23 protein-coding genes are annotated in these 21,090 nt (G+C 69.2%); 8 read left to right on the plus strand and 15 right to left on the minus strand.

All coding sequences use genetic code 11. The annotated features are described in order from the left end of the window. Window positions 1-3: 3 nt before the first annotated feature. Window positions 4-1,557 carry an MFS transporter gene (locus tag EP757_RS26270; protein ID WP_197725382.1) on the minus strand — a complete coding sequence of 518 codons (1,554 nt, stop codon included), beginning with the start codon at window positions 1,555-1,557 and terminating at the stop codon, window positions 4-6. On the opposite strand from EP757_RS26270, the gene EP757_RS26275 reads away from it, so the two are divergent. Beyond that, entirely contained in the window at window positions 1,529-2,443 is a 915-nt protein-coding gene (locus tag EP757_RS26275; protein ID WP_232050013.1) for a LysR family transcriptional regulator, read from the plus strand. The two genes, EP757_RS26270 and EP757_RS26275, sit on opposite strands and share 29 nt — an antisense overlap. On the opposite strand, the gene EP757_RS26280 is transcribed toward EP757_RS26275, so the two are convergent. The 4 genes from EP757_RS26280 to EP757_RS26295 all read right to left on the minus strand — a co-directional run bounded on the left by EP757_RS26280 (window position 2,428) and on the right by EP757_RS26295 (window position 7,283). Next, window positions 2,428-3,693: a hypothetical protein gene (locus EP757_RS26280; protein ID WP_127550347.1), complete on the minus strand. Its 1,266-nt coding sequence runs from the start codon at window positions 3,691-3,693 to the stop codon at window positions 2,428-2,430. The two genes, EP757_RS26275 and EP757_RS26280, sit on opposite strands and share 16 nt — an antisense overlap. Window positions 3,694-4,102: 409 nt before the next feature. Continuing rightward, window positions 4,103-4,408 carry a hypothetical protein gene (locus tag EP757_RS26285; RefSeq protein ID WP_127550349.1) on the minus strand — a complete coding sequence of 102 codons (306 nt, stop codon included), beginning with the start codon at window positions 4,406-4,408 and terminating at the stop codon, window positions 4,103-4,105. 282 nt (window positions 4,409-4,690) lie between these two features. Next, window positions 4,691-5,827, minus strand: a complete 1,137-nt coding sequence (locus EP757_RS26290; protein ID WP_232050014.1) for an alanine--tRNA ligase-related protein — start codon at window positions 5,825-5,827, stop codon at window positions 4,691-4,693. Window positions 5,828-6,071: 244 nt separating this feature from the next. Then, a complete protein-coding gene (locus EP757_RS26295) occupies window positions 6,072-7,283 on the minus strand; it encodes a YncE family protein (protein ID WP_127550353.1) in 1,212 nt (403 codons plus the stop codon). 374 nt (window positions 7,284-7,657) lie between these two features. Between EP757_RS26295 and EP757_RS26300 the strand changes: the two genes are divergently transcribed. Beyond that, the gene (locus EP757_RS26300; protein WP_127550355.1) at window positions 7,658-8,758 is read left to right on the plus strand and encodes a hypothetical protein; all 1,101 of its coding nucleotides are present in this window, start codon (window positions 7,658-7,660) and stop codon (window positions 8,756-8,758) included. Continuing rightward, window positions 8,751-8,882 (plus strand): hypothetical protein, encoded by a 132-nt coding sequence (locus EP757_RS44490; protein ID WP_255435128.1) that lies wholly within the window; start codon window positions 8,751-8,753, stop codon window positions 8,880-8,882. Before EP757_RS26300 ends, EP757_RS44490 begins: the two co-directional genes overlap by 8 nt. A 7-nt stretch (window positions 8,883-8,889) precedes the next feature. Here EP757_RS44490 and EP757_RS44655 read toward each other — a convergent pair whose 3' ends face one another. Next, window positions 8,890-9,447: a DapH/DapD/GlmU-related protein gene (locus EP757_RS44655; protein WP_305030420.1), complete on the minus strand. Its 558-nt coding sequence runs from the start codon at window positions 9,445-9,447 to the stop codon at window positions 8,890-8,892. A gap of 70 nt (window positions 9,448-9,517) precedes the next feature. On the opposite strand from EP757_RS44655, the gene EP757_RS26310 reads away from it, so the two are divergent. Beyond that, window positions 9,518-9,862, plus strand: a complete 345-nt coding sequence (locus tag EP757_RS26310; protein ID WP_127550357.1) for a YciI family protein — start codon at window positions 9,518-9,520, stop codon at window positions 9,860-9,862. Between the two features lie 130 nt (window positions 9,863-9,992). Here the strand turns inward: EP757_RS26310 and EP757_RS26315 are convergent, their stop codons facing one another. Continuing rightward, a complete protein-coding gene (locus EP757_RS26315) occupies window positions 9,993-10,697 on the minus strand; it encodes an SDR family NAD(P)-dependent oxidoreductase (protein WP_127550360.1) in 705 nt (234 codons plus the stop codon). An 85-nt stretch (window positions 10,698-10,782) separates the two neighbouring features. Here EP757_RS26315 and EP757_RS26320 point away from each other — a divergent pair, with 85 nt between their 5' ends. The 3 genes from EP757_RS26320 to EP757_RS26330 are packed head-to-tail and all read left to right on the plus strand — an operon-like array spanning window position 10,783 to window position 13,192. Beyond that, window positions 10,783-11,631, plus strand: coding sequence for a LysR family transcriptional regulator (locus EP757_RS26320; RefSeq protein WP_127550362.1), 849 nt, complete (start codon window positions 10,783-10,785; stop codon window positions 11,629-11,631). Then, entirely contained in the window at window positions 11,628-12,638 is a 1,011-nt protein-coding gene (locus EP757_RS26325; RefSeq protein ID WP_127550364.1) for an NADPH:quinone reductase, read from the plus strand. Before EP757_RS26320 ends, EP757_RS26325 begins: the two co-directional genes overlap by 4 nt. A 38-nt stretch (window positions 12,639-12,676) precedes the next feature. Next, window positions 12,677-13,192, plus strand: a complete 516-nt coding sequence (locus EP757_RS26330; RefSeq protein WP_127550366.1) for a GAF domain-containing protein — start codon at window positions 12,677-12,679, stop codon at window positions 13,190-13,192. Between the two features lie 106 nt (window positions 13,193-13,298). Here the strand turns inward: EP757_RS26330 and EP757_RS26335 are convergent, their stop codons facing one another. The 8 genes from EP757_RS26335 to EP757_RS26370 form a co-directional block, all read right to left on the minus strand. Continuing rightward, window positions 13,299-14,060, minus strand: coding sequence for an ABC transporter permease (locus EP757_RS26335; protein WP_127550368.1), 762 nt, complete (start codon window positions 14,058-14,060; stop codon window positions 13,299-13,301). After that, window positions 14,057-14,815, minus strand: a complete 759-nt coding sequence (locus tag EP757_RS26340; protein WP_127550370.1) for an ABC transporter ATP-binding protein — start codon at window positions 14,813-14,815, stop codon at window positions 14,057-14,059. Before EP757_RS26340 ends, EP757_RS26335 begins: the two co-directional genes overlap by 4 nt. Next, the gene (locus tag EP757_RS26345; protein WP_127550372.1) at window positions 14,812-15,159 is read right to left on the minus strand and encodes a DUF1048 domain-containing protein; all 348 of its coding nucleotides are present in this window, start codon (window positions 15,157-15,159) and stop codon (window positions 14,812-14,814) included. The genes EP757_RS26340 and EP757_RS26345 overlap by 4 nt, the downstream gene beginning before the upstream one ends. Then, complete coding sequence (locus EP757_RS26350) at window positions 15,156-15,503, minus strand: PadR family transcriptional regulator (protein WP_127550374.1); 348 nt, start codon at window positions 15,501-15,503, stop codon at window positions 15,156-15,158. The genes EP757_RS26345 and EP757_RS26350 overlap by 4 nt, the downstream gene beginning before the upstream one ends. Window positions 15,504-15,620: 117 nt before the next feature. Next, complete coding sequence (locus EP757_RS26355; protein WP_127550376.1) at window positions 15,621-16,244, minus strand: dihydrofolate reductase family protein; 624 nt, start codon at window positions 16,242-16,244, stop codon at window positions 15,621-15,623. Window positions 16,245-16,341: 97 nt separating this feature from the next. Next, entirely contained in the window at window positions 16,342-16,557 is a 216-nt protein-coding gene (locus EP757_RS26360; RefSeq protein WP_127550378.1) for a hypothetical protein, read from the minus strand. A gap of 79 nt (window positions 16,558-16,636) precedes the next feature. Then, complete coding sequence (locus EP757_RS26365; RefSeq protein WP_232050708.1) at window positions 16,637-17,200, minus strand: RNA polymerase sigma factor; 564 nt, start codon at window positions 17,198-17,200, stop codon at window positions 16,637-16,639. 1 nt (window position 17,201) lies between these two features. Beyond that, window positions 17,202-18,212: a maleylpyruvate isomerase family mycothiol-dependent enzyme gene (locus tag EP757_RS26370; protein WP_160165893.1), complete on the minus strand. Its 1,011-nt coding sequence runs from the start codon at window positions 18,210-18,212 to the stop codon at window positions 17,202-17,204. Between the two features lie 173 nt (window positions 18,213-18,385). Between EP757_RS26370 and EP757_RS26375 the strand changes: the two genes are divergently transcribed. Beyond that, window positions 18,386-21,043 (plus strand): penicillin acylase family protein, encoded by a 2,658-nt coding sequence (locus EP757_RS26375; protein ID WP_127550383.1) that lies wholly within the window; start codon window positions 18,386-18,388, stop codon window positions 21,041-21,043. The last annotated feature ends 47 nt before the right edge of the window (window positions 21,044-21,090 follow it).

Consider the following 21,090-nt stretch of genomic DNA (forward strand, 5'->3'; position numbering starts at 1 on the left):
TGCTCAATGGCGAAGAGATCCGCTCCTGCCTGTTGCTGGGCGTCCAATGTCAGGGCGCTGAATTGCATGCGGACCCCGATCTCGTACGCCCGGAGCCCCGCGAAGACCGCCACCCCACAACAACAGCGGGGTGACCAGCAGCAGCACTCCGGCGATCCCGATCGCGGCCCGCGCACCGACGACCGCAGCGAGAACGCCCCACAGCGCCGTCACACCGGCGATCGCCGCCGCATTGGTGACCGTCCACGCGGTCAGCACCCGCCCGATCCGATCGTCCGGCGTCCGCCGTAGTCGCTCGGTGGCCAGCAGCGGATTGAACACGCCCATGCACGTGATCACCGCGAGTTCCACCGTGACGACGAGGAGCAGCCCTTTCCCGCCCGGCGCAGCGAAGACCAGGCCCACAGGAGTGAGCGCCCGCAACACTCCGGCCACCAGCAGCACCCGCGCCCCGCCGTAGCGTTCCGTGAACCGCGGCGCCAGCTGCGCCCCGACGAAGCCGCCGACACACGGCAGCCCGAACGCCAGACCGTATTGCCAGGCCGGCCACCCGAGCTCGCCGAGCAGCAGAACGGCCAGCAATGGCTCGGTCGCCATGATCAGCGAGTTGACGGCGATCGTATTGCGGAACAGAACACGCAGCCTCGCATCGGCCCCGATGAACCGCCAGCCGTCGGTGAGTGCTCCCCGCCTGGGTCGCGCCCGCACCGGCGGTCCGTCGCGGATGTGGTCGGCGGCTCGGGTTGACGCGGGTGCGCGGGTTGGCGTGGGTGCGCGGGTTGGCGTGGGTGCGCGGATGGGCTCGTGTGGGCCGGTTGGCGTGGGCGCGTGGGTTGGCGGGGTGTTGTTCTCGTGGGTGCGGGGTGCCGTGGTGCTTCGTGCGCGCGGGCGGATTGCTGTCAGGGCCAGGCCGGAGAGCAGGAAGCCGGCGGCGTTGGCGTAGACGGTCACGACCGGGCCGAACGCGCTGACTGCGGCGCCGCCCAAGGTGGGGCCCAGTGCGATGGCGGTCCACGCGGTCGACTCGAAGCGTGCGTTCGCCCGTAGTAGGTGATCAGGGCCGGCCACCTGTTTCAGGTAGGCGCCACTCGCCGCCGTGAACGCGATGTTCGCCGCCGCGCCGATCACCGACACGACCACCAGTTGTGCGTAGCCGAGCAGCCCGAAGCCGTAGCACAACGGCACACTGAGCAACGCCGCGAACCGCACCACGTCGGCCGTGACCATCACGGATCTCCGGCTGCGGTGCTCCAACCACGGGCCCGTCGGCACCGCGAGCACGGCGCCCACCGCGAGGCCCGCGGCTGCCAGCCCGGACACCGCAGCCGGCCCGGCGCCGAGGACCTCGATGGCGATCAGAGGGAACGCGCCGAAGCCGAGCCACGTCCCGACGGTCGACGCCGTGAACGCGAGCCACAACCAGTTGAATGCGCTGCCCATGCCTGAAGATTCGACCAGAAGCCCTGAACTGGAGTCCAACAACTTCTGCTTGGGTGTGCTACAACCACCAGTTGTGGATATCGACGCCGTGCGCACCTTCGCTGCCGTCGCGGACACCGGTCAGTTCCAGGAGGCGGCGGCCGGACTGCACATCACCCAGCAGGCGGTCTCCAAGCGGATCGCCAAGTTGGAGCGCAGCCTCGGCGCCACGCTGTTCGTCCGTACCGTCCAGGGTGCCCGCCTCACCCTCGACGGCCGTGCCTTCCTTCCGCACGCCCGCGAATTGCTGCGCGTCGTCGACCGGGCCGCGGCCTCCGTACGTCCGGGCGAACGTGCCCTGCGGGTCGACGTCCTGAATCTGCGGATCACTCCGGCCCAGGCGATGCGCGCCTTCTACACCGCGAACCCGGGCATCGACCTCGACGTGGTGACCTTGCCGGGTGGAACCGTCACGACGGCGGTGGACGCCCTGCTGAGCGGGGAGATCGACGCCACCTTCCGGGCCGTGCCGGCCACGCTGCCGGGGGAGCTCACCGCCCTGCCCGTGTTGGGGGACCCGCTGCAGTTGCTGACGGGTCCCGGGCATCCGCTGGCATCCGTACGAAGGCTGCGCCCTTTTGATCTGATAGGGCACCGCATCTGGATCCCCGGCATCAAGCCCGGCAGCGAGTGGGAGGCCTTCTATCGGGAGATGGCCGCCGCCTTCGGCCTGACGATCGACCGCATCGGCCCGAACTTCGGCACCGAGGCCCTGATGGACGCGATGGCCGAGTCCACCGAGCTGGCCACGCTGATCGGCTCCGGTGACCGTTATGTCTGGCCGGCCGGTCACGACCTGCGGCGCATCCCCCTGACGGACCCGACCCCGCTCTACCCGCACACCCTGTTGTTCCGCACCGGCAACCGCCACCCCGGCCTGGACACTCTGCGCCGGCACCTGATCGCGGCCCGGAAGCCGGTGCCGGAGGACGCCTGGATGCCTTTCCGTCAGTTCTCGAGCTGACGCTGTCCCCGGTCGGTGACCTTGCCCATCATCGACCGGGCCCGGCCGAAGGCGCCGACGCCGAGACGAGTGGCGGCGCCTACGCCGTCCGCGCCGGTCTCCAGCACCTTGTCCTTCACGTCGGCGCCGGTGTCGAGGACTTTGGTCCCCGTTTCGAGAACCTTGTCGCGCACCTCGGCTGCCGCATCCAGCCATCGCCTGGCACTCCACGACTGCCGGTCACGTTCGATGCCGAGCCGCCCGTTGAAGTCGACGACAGTGGTCGCGACCTGGTTGGTCGAGTGCACCACGGCGCGTGAGGAGGTCGGGTTCAGGAGCACCTTGGCGTTGGCGGTGCCGGCGGCCGCGTCCATCCGGGCGATCAGGCGCTCGGTCGTCCGGGAGATGAGGTCGAGGCGCTTCTGCCGGGCGATGCGGATGGCGACGCGGTGCTCCTCCACCTCCTCCGGCGACCCGTCGAGCACCCGGTCGAGTTCGAGAACCGCGACCGCATCCTGCAGCTGGAAGCAGCGGGCCAGGACGGCGAGCCACTCCTGAACCTTGATCTCGGCTTCCTTCGACGTCCTGGCCAGGTCGCCGACGTTGGAGGTCTCCAGCTTCTCGGCGGTGGCGTCGAGCTGCCGCAACGCGTACGCCTGGGTTCGCGCCAGCGGCACCGGCGTGGCTTGAACCTTCGACCAGGTGACCTCGGAGACCCGGCCCACCTGCTCCCGGATCGTCAGAGCCTCGTCGATCACCAGCTCCACCCCGATCATGTCCGCGACCACGGCATCCGTCTGGGCGCGGAGCACGGCGTCGACCTTCGCATCGATCACGGCGAGGTAGTCGGCGATCTCCTCCATGGTCTGCTTCATCGCGAGCTGCGCCATGAGCCCGGCGGCCCCGGACAGGAGCGCGGGATTGGTCAGCATCGCGCCGGGAGTCCGTACGATCTCGAGCAGCCCAGTGATCTTGCCGTGATCAGTCAGCACGGCACGGCTGACGCCGCTCTCCGAGCCCGTCATCAGGTTGTACTTCTTCATCGCCTGGGCGGACTCCGCGGTCAGCTGGACCCAGCGGCCGGAGTGGTCGGACATCTCGGCGCCGGCCTTGGCGATCTTGGATCCCGTGCCGAGGGCGGAGCTGAGCCGTTTCAACCCGAGGTCCTTCGACGGCAGACGCTCGGCGGTGAGGAATCGATCGACAGCTGCCGGATGCCCGATGACCGCCAGGCCATCGCCGTCGCTGATCAGCTGAATCTCGTTCTCCACCGTGTGCTCCTCGGGTGCCGGCCATGAATCGGGCTCACGCTACCGTCGGCGACGGTGGCCTCACCATGGTCCACTCGTCTGGTTGATCTAGGAGATCGGCGGAGGTCTCGCGGCGGGGTGCTGGGGTTTGACCAGGCACTTCGGACGGTCGTCGGGTCGGCGGGGGCCGGTGGATCATGCGGGGCGGGGTGGTAGGGAATCCAGGTCGCGGCCGGCTTCGGCTAGGGCTAGGGCGTCGCAGGTTTGCGTGCAGTCGGTTGGACTGCGGCGATCTGCCGCGGCGCCCTCGTCATGACGGAGTTGGTCACGCTCTGCTCTTACGGGGGCGGATTGATGGAGGATTGCGGGGCCTGGAGCACCCGATTGCTTCCACCAAGGCGCGAAGGTCCACGATTCCCGTCGCCCTGGGTCATTCGGGGCGTGGTGGTAGCAGGTCCAGGTCGCGGCCGGCTTCAGCTTGGATGACGACTACGGCCAGGGCTACGGCGTCGCGGAGGGCGTCGCACGTGTCGCAGCGGGGTCGGGCGCAGTCGGCTTTGTGGATGTCGGCGGTGGAGAGGACCGCTCCGGCCAGGGTTCCTGCTTCGAGGACGTGCCGGTGGCGGTCGGGCACTCTCGACATGTCGAGGTCCGTGTTCTCCAGGATCCAGTCGGGCAGGTCGTAGGCGTCCGCCATTCGCCGGCTGTGGGCGAGGTAGGCGATGAACGGATTCATGCGTCGGATGCTAGGCCTGCGGCAAGTATGTGGAGATGCCATCTCGACGCCGGCCGGCTTCCCCGAGGCTTGAGCAGAACTCGACACGCTGCAGAGACGCTTCTCGCCTGCCGCTGCGGATTCACCCGGGTGGGCGCTGACAGGTCGCTAGGTGACCGCATGTCCCGGTGGTGGGAATCTGGCGCGGGCGATGCCGCGCGTCGACGACCGCGATGGGCGCGTCGGCATGGTGATCGGCCCGCCTGACCGCCCTCCCGAAGCGGCGGTCAGGCAGGCGGGTGGTCAGCGGAGGATCAGGTCGATCAGGTCGCGCGGGATGCCGTGGGTCTCGTGCAGCCGGCGGTAGTCGTCGTCGGTCAGCGGGTCCTGGGTTCGCCTGCGGGACAGCACGCGGCTTCCCCGCAGTAGGAGGTCGCGGAATCGCTGTTCCTCGGTGAGAAGGATTTCCCGGGGCGAGGGTGAGGAGGGCTGGGTGAAGTGGTCGCGCGTGTGCTCGAAGAGCAGCGGCGGCAGATCACCGAGTGTCCGGTCCGGGTCAGTGCGCCACAGGGATGTCAGCACACGGCGGATGAGGCGGCGCAGGACGTAGCCGCGCTGGGTGTTCGACGGCCGCACGCCGTCGCCGATCATCACGATGCTGGAGCGCAGGTGGTCGACGACGATGCGCAGGGAGCGTTCGTCGAGCGGCCACAGGTCCGGCAGCGTCGTCATCCACGGTTCGAAGACATCGGTCTCGAAGACGGAACCGCGGTTCTGCAGGATCGTGAGCAGGCGTTCCAGGCCCATGCCGGTGTCGACGGACCCCGGTGTCATCGGGATCAGCGAGCCGTCGCCGAGCCGGCGGTAGCGCATCATCACGTGGTTCCACACCTCGGTCCAGCCGTCGTCGGTGGTCGGCGTGCCACGCGGCGGCCCGTCGCCGGTCCAGATGAAGATCTCCGAGTCCGGGCCGCAGGGTCCGGTGGGGCCGTTCGACCACCAGTTCTCGTCGGAGGTGAGTTCGACTGGTACGCCGAACCGCTCCCAGACACGCAGCGACTCCAGATCGGGGCCCACCTGGGAGTCGCCGCCGAAGACCGTCACGTGCAGACGATCGTCACCGATCCCGAAGCCGTCGCGGAGCAGCTCATAACCCCAGGTCAGGCTCTGTGAGCCGGAGTAGTCGCCGAGCGACCACGATCCGAGCATCTCGAAGACGGTCAGGTGGGTGTCGTCGCCCACCTCATCCAGGTCGGTGGTTCGCAGGCAGCGCTGCACGTTGACCAGGCGGCGGCCGAGAGGGTGAGGACGACCTTCGAGGTACGGCGTGAGCGGGTGCATGCCGGACGTCGTGAAGAGGACCGGGTCGCCCGGTGGTGAGATCAGCGAGGTGTCGGGCACTACCAGGTGGGAACGGTCCCGATAGAAGTCGACGAACATGCGCACAGTGGTATCGACGTACATGATGAGGGCCTTTCGGGTCTGAAGGGACCGGAAAGGAAGCGCCCAGCGACGCATGAGGACAGCAGGCCGCCGGCGAGTCCGTTTCCGGTCGCCGGCGGAGAGAGAAGAGAAGTCAGGCGGCGGCGACCGTCGAGCCGGTAGCTCGCGCGGTCGCCGGACGCATGCTGACGTTCATGCCCGTCAAGATAGCTCGCGGCAGGCGGGACGCCCACCGGTTTATTCAGCGGAGGATGTGGGCGATGCGGACGCGCTGCGGATGGTCGCCGACCGGGATCGAGACGACCTTCTGCCCGGTGGCGAAACTGATCGCGGTGACCTGGTCGGCGCCGCTCTCCGAGATCACACAGTCGCGGCCGTCGCCGCTGACCGTCGCCCAGTACGGCTTCGCGGCCGTGACCAGCGGGCCTTCCTGCAGCGTCGCCCGGTTCACGACGGTCGCGTAGTCGTCCATCGTCCCGGCGACGCAGATCTTGGCGCCGTCCGGGCTCATCGACAGGCCGTGGTGCCGCGAGTCGTTGACGAAGGTGGTGCGGTCGTCGCTGGTCGCGGCGTTCTTCGGCAGCGTCCTCACCCGGGTGATCTTGTCGGTGGCGACGTCGTACTCGATCAGGCCGTTGAAGAAGGACACCTGGAAGTAGAGCTTGCCGGCGTCGGGGCTGAACACGGCCGGCCGTACCGCGTTGGACAGGTCCTTGCGACCGAAAGCGTTCAGCCGGGACCGCATGTCGATCGTCTTGACCGTCTGGAATGTGGTGGTGTCGACGACGGTGATGTGCCGGTCGCCCTTGGTCCAGTCCCAGATCGGCGCGTCCAGGTCGGTCTCGACGTTGCCGATCGACATGTTCCACAGGTAGCGGCCGCCGTCGGTGAAGACGTTCTCGTGCGGCTTGTCGCCCGTCGCGAACGAGCCGAGCTGCCGGCCGGTGGTGATGTCGAGGACGTGCACGGTGTTCGAGGTGGACGCGGAGACCGCCACGGTGGCGCCGTCCGGGGAGACGGCCATGTGGTCGGCGCGATATCCGGACACCGGGAAGCGCCAGCGGACCGCGCCGGTCGCCAGGTCGATCGAGACGACGTCGGCGAAGCTGGGCCGGGAGGCGACGAGCGCGGTCCCGTCCGGCGTGGAGTAGAGGTCGTCGACGAGCTGGTCGTGACCCTCGCCGGGCCCCTGCTGGATGCCCAGGTAATAGGCCAGCCTGATCGGATTCAGGTAGATCTCGGTCAGCCGTTGCGCCTTGTCGGGAACTACGTTCACCCGGCCGATCTTGGCGTAGAGGCCGCTGGATTCGATGATGTCGGCGGTGCCCTCCCAGTTGTTGCCGACGAAGAGGACCTCTCGGAGCGAGGCGGCGGAGGCGGCGTTTCCGGCCGCGGTGACCAGCAGGGTCGCGGTCGCGGCGACAGCCATGGCGCGCGTTGCGATGGAGCGCATGTGCTTCTCCCGGAATGAGCTAGGACGAGTGCTCGAAGTGGTGAGAACGCGAAGCAGCCCGGCGCCGCGAGACTCGTCGCGGCGCCGACGTTTGAAGATCAGCGCTGGTCAGTGCGGTGTTTCATCGATGTTACTGGATGGTAAGCAGGAGTGGCCCGGGCCACAAGACCGCTCGGCCGGCAGGCGGGCGGGCGAGAAGCGCGGCGGGCGTTCCGGCCACCGCAGGCACTGTGACCGCAATCACATTTTTCTATGTCTTTGCTGCTGGGCGGCCCCGCCGGGTGGTCTCTCGGCGACCGGCTCCGCCCTTTGCTCGCCTGCTCGCCCTAGAAGGTAAGAGGGCTGAACGGCAGCCCCGGTCGAGGAGCCCCCGCATGACCTCGGAATTGAACCCTCAACTGGAACTGATGTCCCTTCGTGAGCAACTCCGGGCGCTGGCGAGTGAACCCGCCGTTCAGGCCGCCTATCGGTTGACCGATGGTGTCAAGGAGGTGCTGGAGCCGGTCTGGACGGTCATCGCCGGTGATGAACCCACCGGCGGAATCGGTTATCTGCGATCGCTCGGTGTTGCGGACGCCGCCCCGGCCCGCGCCGCGTCGAACGACGCGGTCGCCAAGGCGGCGATCGATCGCTATGCGGCGCTCGACTTGACCGCGCCGTCGATGGGTGACCTGTGGTCGACCCTCGCCCGGCCGTCGACCGCCCTGGTCGAGTCGATCCGATCGACACGGCGCGATCGCGGGGAAGGCGAGCGGGACAGCCTCGGCACGACGGTCAGGCCCATCCTTCCATCACTGCTGCTCGGTACCTGGCATGAGGAGAATCAGGTGGTGCCGGCCGTACGCCGGATGCTCTGCCTGTGGTGCGAGATCGCCCGCCACTCCACTGGAGAGCGTCGCGAGGTGGCCCGGCTGACCCTGGCTGCCGCCCTGCTGGCCCGAGGTGCCGTGCTCGACGGCGATCTCGCGACGGTCAAGTGGTTCGTCAAGAACTGGTTGGGATTGGGTGCCACCAGCGCCCGGCTCGACGGTGCGAGTGCGGCGCTGCTCGAGCAGGGGTGGGCCTACCGTTCGGTGGACTCGGAGTTCAACGCCGTCCGCGATACCGTCACGGATCTGCGGATCGAAGCCGCCTACCAGCACCGACTGCACCGTCCGGTGTGGGAGACCCAGTTGGCCGGTGCCAGCGTCACACTGCTGTCCGAGATCCAGGCCGTCCAGGATCAGACAGCCGCGGAGGATCCTGTCTCCGCAGTCGCGAACACCTTGCGTGATGAGCAGATGGAACAGGTACTCCAGACGCTGTCGAAGCGGGAGCGGGCAGTGATCATGGGACCGTTCAGCGGTAAGACACACGCGCAGGTGCAGGAAGAACTGGGGATGACCCGCTACGAGTTTCGCGCGATCCGGCGGAAGACGATGAACAAGCTGCGCCATCCGTCGCGATCCCAGGTGATGCGGGACTACCTTGACTGAGAACGGCGGTGGCAAGAAGGAATCGCCGTGGCTCGACCGGATCAATCGGGTGACGGCATCGGTGGTCGCTACGGCCGCCCTGGTGGAGGCCGCCCGGGCCCTCTGGGAGGCGGTGGTGGGCTGACCGGTGATCAGGAAGAGGGCTTCAGGCGTCTGCGTTCGACGACGCTGGTTGCGGTCACGACGGTCAGTGGTGGCACGTCCTTCGCGACCACCGCGCCCGCACCGACCACGGCGCCTCGGCCGATCGTCACGCCCGGGGTGATGGTTGCGGCCGCCCCGATCCAGACGTCGTCCTCGATGACTATGGGGGCGTGGGTGATGTAGTCGAACCGCTCGTCGACCTCGACCGGGTGGCCGGCGGTGCTCAGCGTGACACGGGGGCCGATCATCACTCGGTCGCCGATGGTGATGCCGCCGTAGTCGAGGAAGAAGCAGCCCTGGTTGATGAATACGCGGTCGCCGAAGGTGGCGTGCAGGCCGTAGTCGCAGTGGAACGGCGGCAGGATCGACAACGACTCCGGGATCGGGCCGCCGCCGAAGATCTCGGTGAGGACGGATCGGCGCGCGTCCAGGTCGTCGAAGGGAAGCGTGTTGAGGCGCGCGGACAGGGCCATCGCCACCTGTACGCGCTGGGCGAAGGCTCGTGACTCGGGCGTACGGGTCGGGAGTCGCTGCTCGTTGCGCACGAGCCGATCGTGGCACGCGGCCGGCCGCGCGGGGCGGCGACCCACCGCCGGTCGTTGCTAGCGTCGGCGCGTGAGCCCGTCGGAGAACCTGCCACGTTTCATGATCCTGATCTATGAGCGGGAGGCGCCGGAGAGCGCGCTGGCCGCGCCGCCCACCGTTCTCGAGGCTCACCTGCGGCTGCCCGGCCGGATCGCTGAGACCGGCGCCCAGATCATCAGTGGCAACGCGATGGGGCCGCCGGAGCACGCGGTGTCGATTCGTGACAACACGCCGAGCAGCGGTTCGATGTCCGGCAGCATGCTGGCCGGCTACTTCCTGGTCGAGGCGTCCGACATGGATCACGCGGTCTGGATCGGCCGGATGATCCCGGTGATCGACGGCTGGGTGGAGGTCCGCCCGGTCCTGATGTCCTGACCGCCACGGGATGACCGCAGCCACACCGTGCCCGGAGACCGCGACCGGAGAAGGCGGCCGGAACGGGGACGGGAATGGTGGGCGGGGCCGGGTGGTGCCCGGCGCCGAGGAGAGCGCCGGGCTTCCGATTTCACCAGGGGACGGTTCCGGCATCGTCGAAGAAGGCGCCTCTCGGGCCGTCGTCGGGGAGGGTTGCCAGCTTCAGGGCGATCGCGGCCCCCTCGGCAGGGGTGCGCGGCGCGTTGAAGCCGGTGAAGTCGGTCGCGACGTAGCCGGGACAGGCGGAGTTGACGATGACGGGCGTCTCCGCGAGGCTCCGGGCGTACAGAGTGGTGAAGCTGTTGAGCATGGTCTTGGAGGACGCATAGGCCGCCAGGACGGGCCCGGTCCGCAGGGTCAGAGAGCCCATGTTGCTCGACATGTTGACGATGCGCGGGGAGTCCGAGCGGAGCAGTAGGGGCAGCATCGCGTTCGTCACCCGGACCACGCCGAACACGTTCGTGTCCAGCACGGTGCGCAGTACGTCCAGGTCGAGCGTCGTCGTCTCCTGGGCGCCGCCGGCGAAGTCGCCGGCGATGCCCGCGTTGTTGACCAGCACGTCGAGGCGGTCGAGGGACCGGGCTGCCGCGGCGACGCTCGTGTCGGAGGTGACGTCGAGGGCCAGGCCGAACGCGTCGGCGCCCTCCGCCCGGAGACGTGCGACGGCCGCTGCCCGCCGGTCGTCGTCGCGTGCACCCACCGCCACGGTGAAGCCCATCGATGCGAGGCCTTGCGCCAGGGCGAAGCCGATTCCTTTGTTCGCGCCGGTTACCAGCGCGGTCTTGGTGCCGTTCATGAGTGCAAGGCTGCCGCCGCGGGCTTGCACGATCCAACATCATCCGGGTACGCCGTAATACCGTGCGGGTATCTACCCTCGAAGCGTGGATGATCTCGAGACACGTGAGCTGCGGTACTTCCTCGCGGTCGCCGAAGAGCTGCACTTCGGCCGGGCCGCCGCCCGTCTCGGTATAGCGCAACCACCACTGTCCCGGGCCGTCAGCCTGCTGGAGCGGCGTCTGGGCGTCCGGCTCTTCGACCGGGACCGCAGGGGAGTGGCCCTCACCGAGGCCGGCCGGGTGCTGCGGAAGGAGGCGGTCACGGCCCTCGACGCGGTGCGCGCCGCCGCCCGCCGGACCCGTCGCGCCGGCGACCCGCAGCGCCCACTGGTCCTGGTCACCAAGGCGGGCGCCTCCCACGAGCTGCTGCAACGGCTTCTCGACGCGGTCGACGACAAACCCGAGGTGCTGCTCTGCGAGGTCGGTGAACAGGCGCGTTTCCTGCGCGACGGCCGGGCGGACGTCGCCGTCATGCACCGCCCGGTGGACGACCTGGCCGGCTTCGACACCGAGGACCTGCTCACCGAGGGGCAGGTCGCGATCGTCCCCGCCGCGCATCCGCTCGCTTCTCGCGACCGCGTGACCCTGGCCGAGGTCAGCGAGGTGCCCGGATTGCCGATGGCGCGGTGGCCACGGCTCGATGGGACGTACCCCGAAGGGCCTGGACCTGAAGTGCGCACCCAGTCGCAACTCGCCCAGTTGGTGGCGCTCGGCCGGACCCTGCTGGTCATCCCGGCGTCGAGCCGCGCCTGGCAGTGGCCCGAGCACGCGGCGGTCCCGGTCGTCGACGCCCCGGCGATCACCACGGTGCTGGCCTGGCCGTCCGGCAGCCGGTCGCGGGCGATCGCAACCCTGATCCGGCAGGCCACGACTGACGTAGGTTCGAACCCATGAAGACGATCGTGTTCAGCGGCACCGGCGACAGCACAGTCCTCACCCTGGTCGAGCGGGACCTGCCCGAGCCGGGCGACGGCCAGATCCGGGTGCGGATCCACCGCTCCGGCGTCAACCCGACCGACTGGAAGCGGCGATCCGCCGGTGACCTGGGCTTCTCCGAGGTCACGCCGAACATGGACGGCGCCGGCGTGGTGGACGCGGTCGGTCCCGGCGTGCTGTCGCACTCCATCGGCGACCGGGTGTGGGTGATGCTCGCGGCGCACGGCAGCCCGTACGGCACGGCCGCTGAGTTCTCGATCGTCCCGGCGGCGCACGCCTTCCCGCTGCCGGAGGGGATCTCGTTCGACGCGGGCGCCTCGCTCGGCGTCCCGGCGGTGACCGCGCACCGGGCCCTGACGGTCTCCGAGTTCGGCCCGAGCCGGCTGGAACCGGGAGCGCTCGACGGGCGTACCGTCCTGGTCGCCGGTGGCGCGGGCGCCGTGGGGCACGCCGCGATCCAGCTGGCCCGCTGGGCCGGTGCCACGGTCGTGACGACCGTCAGCAGCGAGGAGAAGGCGGCCCTGGCCCGGGCGGCCGGGGCGCACCACGTCGTCGACTACACCCGCGGCGAGCCGGCGAAGGAGATCCGCGCGGTGGCGCCGGACGGTGTCGACATCATCGTGGAGGTGTCGGTGGCCCGGAACGCCGAACTCAACCAGGCGGTGGCGGCCAACCACGCCACGATCGCGGTCTACGCGAACAACGGCGGCGACACCGCGGCCTTCGACATCCGCCCGCACATGATGCTCAACGCCAGGGTGCAGTTCCTGATCCTCTACACCGTCGGCGAGCAGGCTCTGCAGGCCGCCGCCGAGGACGTCGGCGCTGCTCTGCGCGACGGTGCGCTGCCGGTCGGCGAGGAGCACGGCCTGCCGCTGCGCCACTTCCCGCTGGACCGGACGGCCGAGGCCCACGACGCCGTCGAACAGGGCACGATCGGCAAGATCCTGATTGCAACCGATTGAGCAACGAGCGGTGACCCGCCGGTCGTACGGTGTCTCGCATGCTCAGCTTCGAGACCTGCTCGCTGGACGTGGCGTTCGACAACCGTGAGGCGGCGGTCGGCAAGCTCGTCCGGGCGGCGCTGCACGTCACCGGTCACCTCGACGCCATCGCCGCCGGGATCGCCGCCGAGACGGGCGCCGCCGCCTGCGCGATCACGCTGGTCACCGAGCACGCGGTGGTCGCGGCCGGCGCCTCCGGGTTCAACGGCTGGGTGCGCGCTGCCCGCGGCATGCCAGCCGCCTGGTCGCCGTGCCGTACCGTCGCCCATCACGACCGGCCGCGGGTCATCGACGACCTGCACGAGGAACCGGGCGGATTCCTCCGGATGGCCACCGTCTTCCCGCACCTGCGCTCCTATGCCGGCATCCCCCTGCGCGCCGACGGCCACGTGGTGGGCGCGATCTGCGTCCTCGACGGCCGGCCCGGCGCCTTCCACGAGGGCACGCTGCGCCTCCTGACGGCCGCGACCAGCCGGGTCCACCACCTCATCGGCATCGACACCGATCAGATCTGAACGCCGCCGTCCACCACGTTCCGGTCAGGCCGTGTCAGCCCCCGGCGAGCTACACCTGCCGCTCATCCTCGGTCCCCGCGGCACCCGGCCGCCGATTCCCGCGTTCTCAGGAGACCTTGCGGCGGTAGAGGGTCAGGGCCACCACGTAGGAGACGGTCAGGATGGCCAGGCACCAGGCCAGGGCGGTCCAGATGGCGTCGCCTACCGGGTTGCCGGCCAGCAGGTCGCGGATGGCGTCGACGATCGAGGTGACGGGCTGGTTCTCGGCGAAGGCGCGCACCGCGGCGGGCATCGTCGAGGTCGGGACGAAGGCGGAGCTGATGAAGGGCAGGAAGATCAGGGGGTACGCGAACGCTCCCGCCCCTTCCACCGTCTGCGCCGACAGTCCGGCGATCACGGCGATCCAGGTCAGTGCCAGCGTGAAGAGGAGGAGGATGCCGGCGACCGCGGGCCACGCCGCCGGGCCTGCGCTGGACCGGAAGCCCATGAGCAGGGCGACGCCGACGACGAGCAGCAGGGAGAGCAGGATCGCGACCACCGATGTCAGCACATGTGCCCATAAGATCCCCGAGCGGGCGATCGGCAACGACTGGAAACGCTCGACGATCCCGCTCTTGAGATCCATGAAGAGGCGATAGGACGTGTACGCCACCCCGGACGCCACCGTGATCAGCAGGATGCCGGGGAGCATGTAGTTCACGTACGACTCGGCGCCGATGTCGATGGCCCCGCCGAAGACGTAGACGAACATCAGCATCAGGGCGATCGGCGTGACGGCGGTCGTGATGATGGTGTCCACGCTGCGGGTGACGTGCTTCAGCGAGCGGCCGGTCAGCACGATCGTGTCGCCGACGGAGTGCGCGTTCATGACGGATCCTTCGGTGAGGAGACGACGGCGAAGAAGATCTCTTCGAGGGTGGGCTGCTTCTCGACGTACGCGATCTCGGCGGGCGGGAGCAGCCGCTTGAGCTCGGCCAGCGTGCCGTTCACGATGATCTTTCCTTGGTGCAGGATGGCGATCCGGTCGGCGAGCTGCTCGGCCTCTTCCAGGTACTGCGTGGTCAGCAGCACCGTCGTGCCGCGGGCGGCCAGGCCCTTCACCGCCTCCCACACCTCGACGCGGGCCTCCGGGTCGAGGCCTGTCGTCGGCTCGTCCAGGAAGATCACCGGAGGGTCGCCGATCAGGCTCATCGCGATGTCGAGCCGGCGGCGCATGCCACCGGAGTACGTCGCGACCTTGCGTCCGCCGGCGTCGGTCAGCGAGAACCGCTGGAGCAGGTCGTCGGCGATCCGGCCGGCGTCCTTCAGGTGCCGCAGCCGGGCGACCAGGATGAGGTTCTCGCGGCCGCTGAGGATCTCGTCGACGGCGGCGAACTGCCCGGTCAGGCTGATCGCGCCACGCACCTTCGCCGCTTGGGTGAGCACATCGAAGTCGTTGACGGCGGCCGTACCGGAATCGCTCCTCACCAGGGTGGAGAGGATGCGCACCAGCGTGGTCTTGCCGGCGCCGTTGGAGCCGAGCAGGGCGAAGATCTGGCCGCGTTCGACGGTGAGGTCGACGCCCTTCAGCACGTGCAGATCCTTGTAGGACTTCTCGATCCCGCGAACCTGGATGACGCTCATCGGGAAGCCGCCTGGTTGATCGCGTCGGTGAGCCGCCGGCGTTCCCGGACGATCCAGTTGCCCTTCGGGTAGTTGTTCAGGAACGTCTCGGCGAACTCCACCGGGTCGTCGCCGACGATCTGCCGGATCGGAGTGCCGTCCGCGGCGCTCTGCTCGAACAGGTCGAGCAGGTCCAGCAGCAGGGGGACGGGGTCGTCGCCGGGACCGAAATACATCACGTACCGCTCAAGGGCGTCGATGGCCTCGTTGTAGGGCGGCGGGAGGCTCCGGGCCCGGGCCTTGTAGTCGCGCCACTGCTTCTTGTCGCCGATCACCGTCTCGATGAACCTGGTGAACATGGTCATTTCCGGTCTCCTTCATCGTGGGGCTGCGAGTGGAGTTGATCGAGCCGTTCGGCGAGGAATCCCCAGGACGCCCAGAACTCGTCGAGGTACTCCCGGCCCTGGGGGTTGAGGGAGTACACCTTGCGCGGTGGCCCCTTCTCCGACGGGACCTTCTCGACGTCGACGTATCCGCGCTGCTCGACCCGGACCAGCAGCGCGTAGACGGTGCCCTCGGCGATCTCGGCGAAGCCCCGCTCGCGCAGCCGTGCCGTGATCTCGTAGCCGTACGCGGGCCGGACGGCGAGCAGCGCCAGGACGATGCCCTCCAGTACGCCCTTGAGCATCTCGGTCATCTGCTTACCCACGGAACCGCGCCTCCTCGGTGCTACTCGGCGTTGCTAGGTACCGGTACATAGTAACGCTGAATAGCTAGGACGCAAGAAAGCCCGGCATCGATGACGCCGGGCCTTCGAGGGAAGTGCTCAGAGATCGGCCATGTCACCCGTACCGGGAAGGCCGTCCTTGATCCCATAGCGCAGCAGCACCGCGCCGCCCGGTGAGGTGAACGCCGGCTCGAGAAGCTCCAGGTTTGCCGGGACCGCGCCGCCGTCGAAGACCTTCTTGCCGCTGCCCAGCACGATCGGGTAGACCCAGAGCACGAGCCTGTCGAACAGCCGCTCCCGCAGCAGTGACTGCACGAGATCCAGGCTTCCGATCACGTGGATGTCGTCATGACGATCCTTGATCTCTCGTACGGCGGAAGCCAGGTCCGGACCGAGTTGCGCCGAACCGGCCCAGTCCAGTTTCGGCGCGCCGCGGGACGCGACGTACTTGGGGATGCGGTTGAACGTCGTGGCGATGCTGCTGTTGTGCCCGTCCTGCTGATGCGGCCAGTAGGCGGCGAAGATGTCGTAGGTGCGCCGGCCCAGCAGCAGCGCGTCGGTCTTCTGGATGGCGCCCTCGACCTGCGCGCCGACCGCCTCGTCGAACAGCGGCGCCTGCCAGCCGCCGAACGCGAATCCGTTCTCCGGGTCCTCCTCCGGATTGCCCGGCGCCTGGGCGACCAGGTCGAGAGTGGTGAACAGGTCGATGGAGATCGTGCCCATGGTGGCCTCCTTCTCGTCAGTCGGTCACCGGGGTAGACCCGCCGCGCGCCGGAAACTCATCGGTCCGCTGTCACGGCAACGGCGTGAGGCCGGCGCCTCACTGCCCGTCGAGGCGGCCGGCTCGCCTGTCGATGTCCTTCGCCTGCGACGTCACCTCGTCGCCGAGCCGATGCAGCCGCTCCTTCGTGGCCTCGTCCGGCGAGCGGTCGGCGCTGCGGTGCAGGATCGCCTCGGCGATCTCCAGCCGTTCGGCGGTGTCGTGCATCGCGGCGGCGGTACGGTTCCGATGAGTGTCGTCATCACGCGCAGTCACGCCGTTCGCGGTACCCGATAGTGATCTGGTCAATCCCTCGGTTCAGCGCGTATCGGACCAAACGGCCTTCCTCGAGTCGTCATTCCTGGTGGATGCCTTCGGCGGTGAGGCGTTCGCCGATGCGGTGCAGGGCGTTGCGTAATCGCCACTTCGCCGTTCCCTCCGGAATGTTCAGCGCGACAGCGACCTCCCGATAGGTCAGCCCGTCGTAGTAGGCCAGCAGCACCGCCTGCCGATGTGTCGCGGGCAGGTCCGCGACGGCCCGGCGGACCTGCGTGTGCGTGGCCGAGACCAGCACCGCCTCCTCGACCCGATGTTCCGGTTCGCCGTCGGCCACGAAGGCCAGCGCATGCAGGTGCGCACGACGCCGGCGCACCCAGTCGATGCCGCGGCGGCGCGCGATCATGCTGAGCCAGCCGCCGAGCGGAGCGCGGCACGGGTCGAAGCGTTCCGGCCGCTGCCACAGATCGACGAACACCTCCTGGGTGATGTCCTCGGCCGCTCCACGATCGCGGGTCGTCTGCAGTGCGAGGCCGTAGACGAGCGGGCTGTACCGGTCGTACACCTCGGCCAGGCTCTCCTCCGAACCCGCGATCAGCCCGTCACGGATCCGCACGTCGTCGGCGTCCGGCAGCGTGCGCATCTCACTCACACCCCATCGTGGACGCCACGGTGAGCAGGGCATTCGCCGCTCTCGCGTCGCCGTCGATCTCCGCACCGGCCGCGTCCGGCGTCAGCCGCCCGGCCAGCAGCCGGCAGAATCGTTCCGCCGGCAGCGTCACTCGTGCCACCGCTTCTCCGTCGCCGACGAGACCGACCCGGCTGTCGTCTCCGGTCAGATTCAGCTCGACCGTTCCACGGTGCCCAGCGGCTCTCATGGCCTCCGGCAGCAGTCCCAGAGCGAACCCGACGATGTCCGCGACCTGCCGCGGGCCCGGCTCCCGAGGGGGCAGATCGAGCACCGCGCGTACGTCCTCAGCATGGATCCACGTCTCGAACCCCCGCTGGATCATCGCCTCCCGCAGCGGCCGCCGGACGCCGCTGCGCCCCGCGAGCTGCACCTCCCGGCCCAGCACGTCACCCCCTGCGTGGCTGAGCGAGGAGATGAGGGCGCCGGCTTGCCTGCGCCACATTCCTCGTACGCCGGCACCATCAGCTCTCACCCCCTCACCCGCCGGTCCGGCGCTTTCCCGATCCAGGAGTGCGGGGTCGCTGCCCGAGCTCGCTGCGTGCACGTCGGCAGCGTCCGCAACCACCCGATCGTTCCCGGACAGATGAGCCACCAGCCCTCGAACGCTCGTGTGCGGCGCCGACGGCTGCGACCACTGCTCAGGCGTCAGTGCCCCGAGCAGCCGATCCAACTCCCGGACCTGTGCGGTATAGACCTCGGTCAGCCGCATGGCCTCGGCGTCCAGGGCTGGGCGGGCCGGGCGGGCTGCCAAGGCGGCGGACAGGACCCGGGCGCGGAGGGGCGGGGGTGGCCGGCGGGCCGCCGAGGCGCCGATCCACTCGGCGGTCCGGGACAGGGTGTCTATCTCGGCGGCGCAGGATGGGCAGGTGGTCACGTGGCCGGCGACGGTGGCCGCTTCGGCGGGGGAGCAGGCGCCCACGGCGTACGGTCCGGCCAGGTCGCCGACGTGTCCGTTCTCGATCATTTCGTCTCCGCTTCTGCGGGTTTGGGGCAGACTCGCAGACCCCGCACGCCCGGCGTGTCGGCTACCTGAAGCTTCGGCTGTGACCCACGTCACTTTATTCATCGATCTCCGTCTAGGCGCCGGCTCCCGGCGAACGAGGAGTGCCAGCCGAACGGCTCAAGGGGGAGACCTTCATGCCCAGACCACACATCGCCCTGCTCACCGCCGGCGCCCTGATCGCCGCCCTGCTCAGCGGCGTGCCACCGGCCCAGGCCGGCTCGGTCGTGCGGGACGCGAACGGTGTTCCGCATCTGCGGGCCGGCAACCGGTACGAGTTGTTCCGGCTGCAGGGCCGGGTGCACGCCGAGGATCGGATGTTCCAGATGGACGTCTCGCGCCGGCGTGGATCCGGCACCCTCGCCGAACTGATCGGGAGCAGCGCCCTCGCCAGTGACGTGCAGATGAGGACCATGGGGTTGCGCCGGACCGCGGAGAAGAGTCTCGCGGTGTTGTCGGCGGAGACCCGCACGGCGCTCCGGGCGTACGCGCAGGGGGTGAACGATTGGCTGGCCGGCCAGGAATTGCCTGATCAATATCGGACCGTGAACGTCACCAAGGTCGCGCCGTGGACCGAGGTGGACAGCATCGTGGTGATCAAGACGCTGGCGTTCAGCCTGTCGTTCGATCTCGACATCGACCGGACCAGTGCGGTGAGCGCATACGACGCGGCCGGGTACGACGGGCAGAAAGCGGTCTTCGGCGACGTGATGCCGTTCGCGCCGTTCGCCCCGGCCTCCCCGCTGGCGGACTTCACGCCGAGCCCGCGGGCGGACCTGCCGGAATCGGTCACCCGGATGGCCGCCGACTACCTGGAACGGGCCGTGCAGGCGGCGCCGATCACCGAGGCGCTGAACCGTTCCGGTGACCGCGGCTCCAATTCCTGGGTGATCGGCGGGCGGCACACCGCGAGCGGCCGGCCGATTCTCGCCAGTGACCCGCACCTGAGCCTGGAATCGCCGTCGACATTCCACCCGATCGATCTGCGGGGTGGCGGATTCGACGTGCAGGGCGACAGCCTGCCCGGCGCGCCGTTCGTGATCCTCGGGCAGAACCGCCGGATCGCGTACGCCGCCACACAGCATTTCATGGACGTGAGCGACACCTACGCCGAAAAGGTGGTGCCGGACCCGGCGTCGCCGAGCGGCCTGTCCACCCTCCATCGGGGGCAGCGCGAGCCGATCACGGCCATTCCCGAGACGTTCCGGGTCAATCCGCGCGCGGCCGGCCGGCACGACGCCCTCGACGTGGTGCCGGCGGGCGGGACCATTCCGGCGCGGACGCTGATCGTGCCGCGGCGCAACAACGGGCCGCTGCTCTCCTATGATCAGAAGGCCGGAACCGGGCTGTCGGTGCAGTACACCGGTTTCTCGCCGTCGGCCGAACTCGACGCTTTCCGGCTCTTCAACCTGGCCCGCGACGTGCGGGAATTCCAGGAGGCGCTGCAGTTCTTCGACGTCGGCGGGCAGCATTTCGTCTACGCCGACGTGACCGGGACGATCGCCTACTTCACCAACTCCGAAGTGCCGATCCGTGAGGACCTGCAAGCCGGGAAGGTGCACGGCAACCCGCCGTACCTGCTCCGCGACGGCACCGGTGGCAACGAATGGCTTCCGGTGCGGAACCGGCAACCACACCAGCTTCTGCCGTACGAGATCATGCCCTTCTCCGAACTCCCGAAGGTGGTCGATCCGCCGTCCGGGTTCATCGTGTCGGCGAACAACGACTCGACGGGGAACACCTTCGACAACGACATGCTGAATCAGCGCCGGCCGGGTGGCGGAATCTCGTACGTCAGCTTCTTCCACAACGGTTTCCGCGCCGCGCGCATCACCGACATGGTGCGAGCCGCCGTGCGTAAGGGCGGGGTCACGTCGGCGGACGTGGTGGCGATGCAGGCCGACACGACAGCCATCGACGCGCAGTACTTCGCGCCGATGGCCGGTGAGGCGCTGGCCCGCGCCCGGACCAGTTCCGAACCGTCACTGGCCGCGCTGGCATCCGACCCCCGGATCGTCGAGGCGGCCGGGCGGCTGAGCCGGTGGAACCACACCTACCCGACCGGAATCGCCGAAGGGTTCGACGCCGCCGACAGCGCCGCCGAACTGGCCGCGCCGTCACGACAGGAGATCGAGGCCAGCGTGGCCGCCACCGTCTACGTGCTGTGGCGCGGACGATTCGTCACCGAGGTCTTCGACAAGCACCTGAAGGCGGGCCTGCCGGCGGTCGGCGACTCCCACGCCATGCAGGCGCTGAAACGGCTGGTCGCGCGCGGGGGAGTCGGCGAATCGGGCATCGACTTCTTCGCCGTACCGGGCATCGCCGATCCGACCGCCCGGCGCGACTTCCTCGTGCTCACGAGCCTGCGGGACGCGCTCGACCTGGCCGCGAGCAGCGCTTTCGCGGCGGCCTTCGGCGGATCGGCGGACCAGGACGGCTACCGCTGGGGCAGGCTGCACCGCATCACGCTCGTATCGCCGCTGGGCCCGCCCTACACGGTCCCGTCGCCGGGCAACCGCTTCGAGCCTCCGCTGGCCGGGCTGTCCGGCATCCCGGTCGACGGCGGCTCCAACGTCCCGGACGTCTCCGGTCACCCGCTGCGGGCCGACACCCCGGAGAAGTTCCTGATCAGCCTGGTGCCGGCACGTCGCTTCGTGGCCCAGGCGCTCCCGTCCGGCTGGCAGACGCTCGACTCGCTGCCCGGCGGCGTCAGCGAGAACCCCGGCGACCGCTTCGAGCAGAACCTGCTGCGAGGCTGGCTGTCGAACGACCCCTATCAGCTGACCGGCCGCTGATCACCGAGCCTTCGTCACCGTGGCGAGGGCCCCGCGTGCCGGCATCG

Origin of the sequence: Actinoplanes sp. OR16 (assembly GCF_004001265.1) — a bacterium.
Lineage (GTDB): Bacteria > Actinomycetota > Actinomycetes > Mycobacteriales > Micromonosporaceae > Actinoplanes.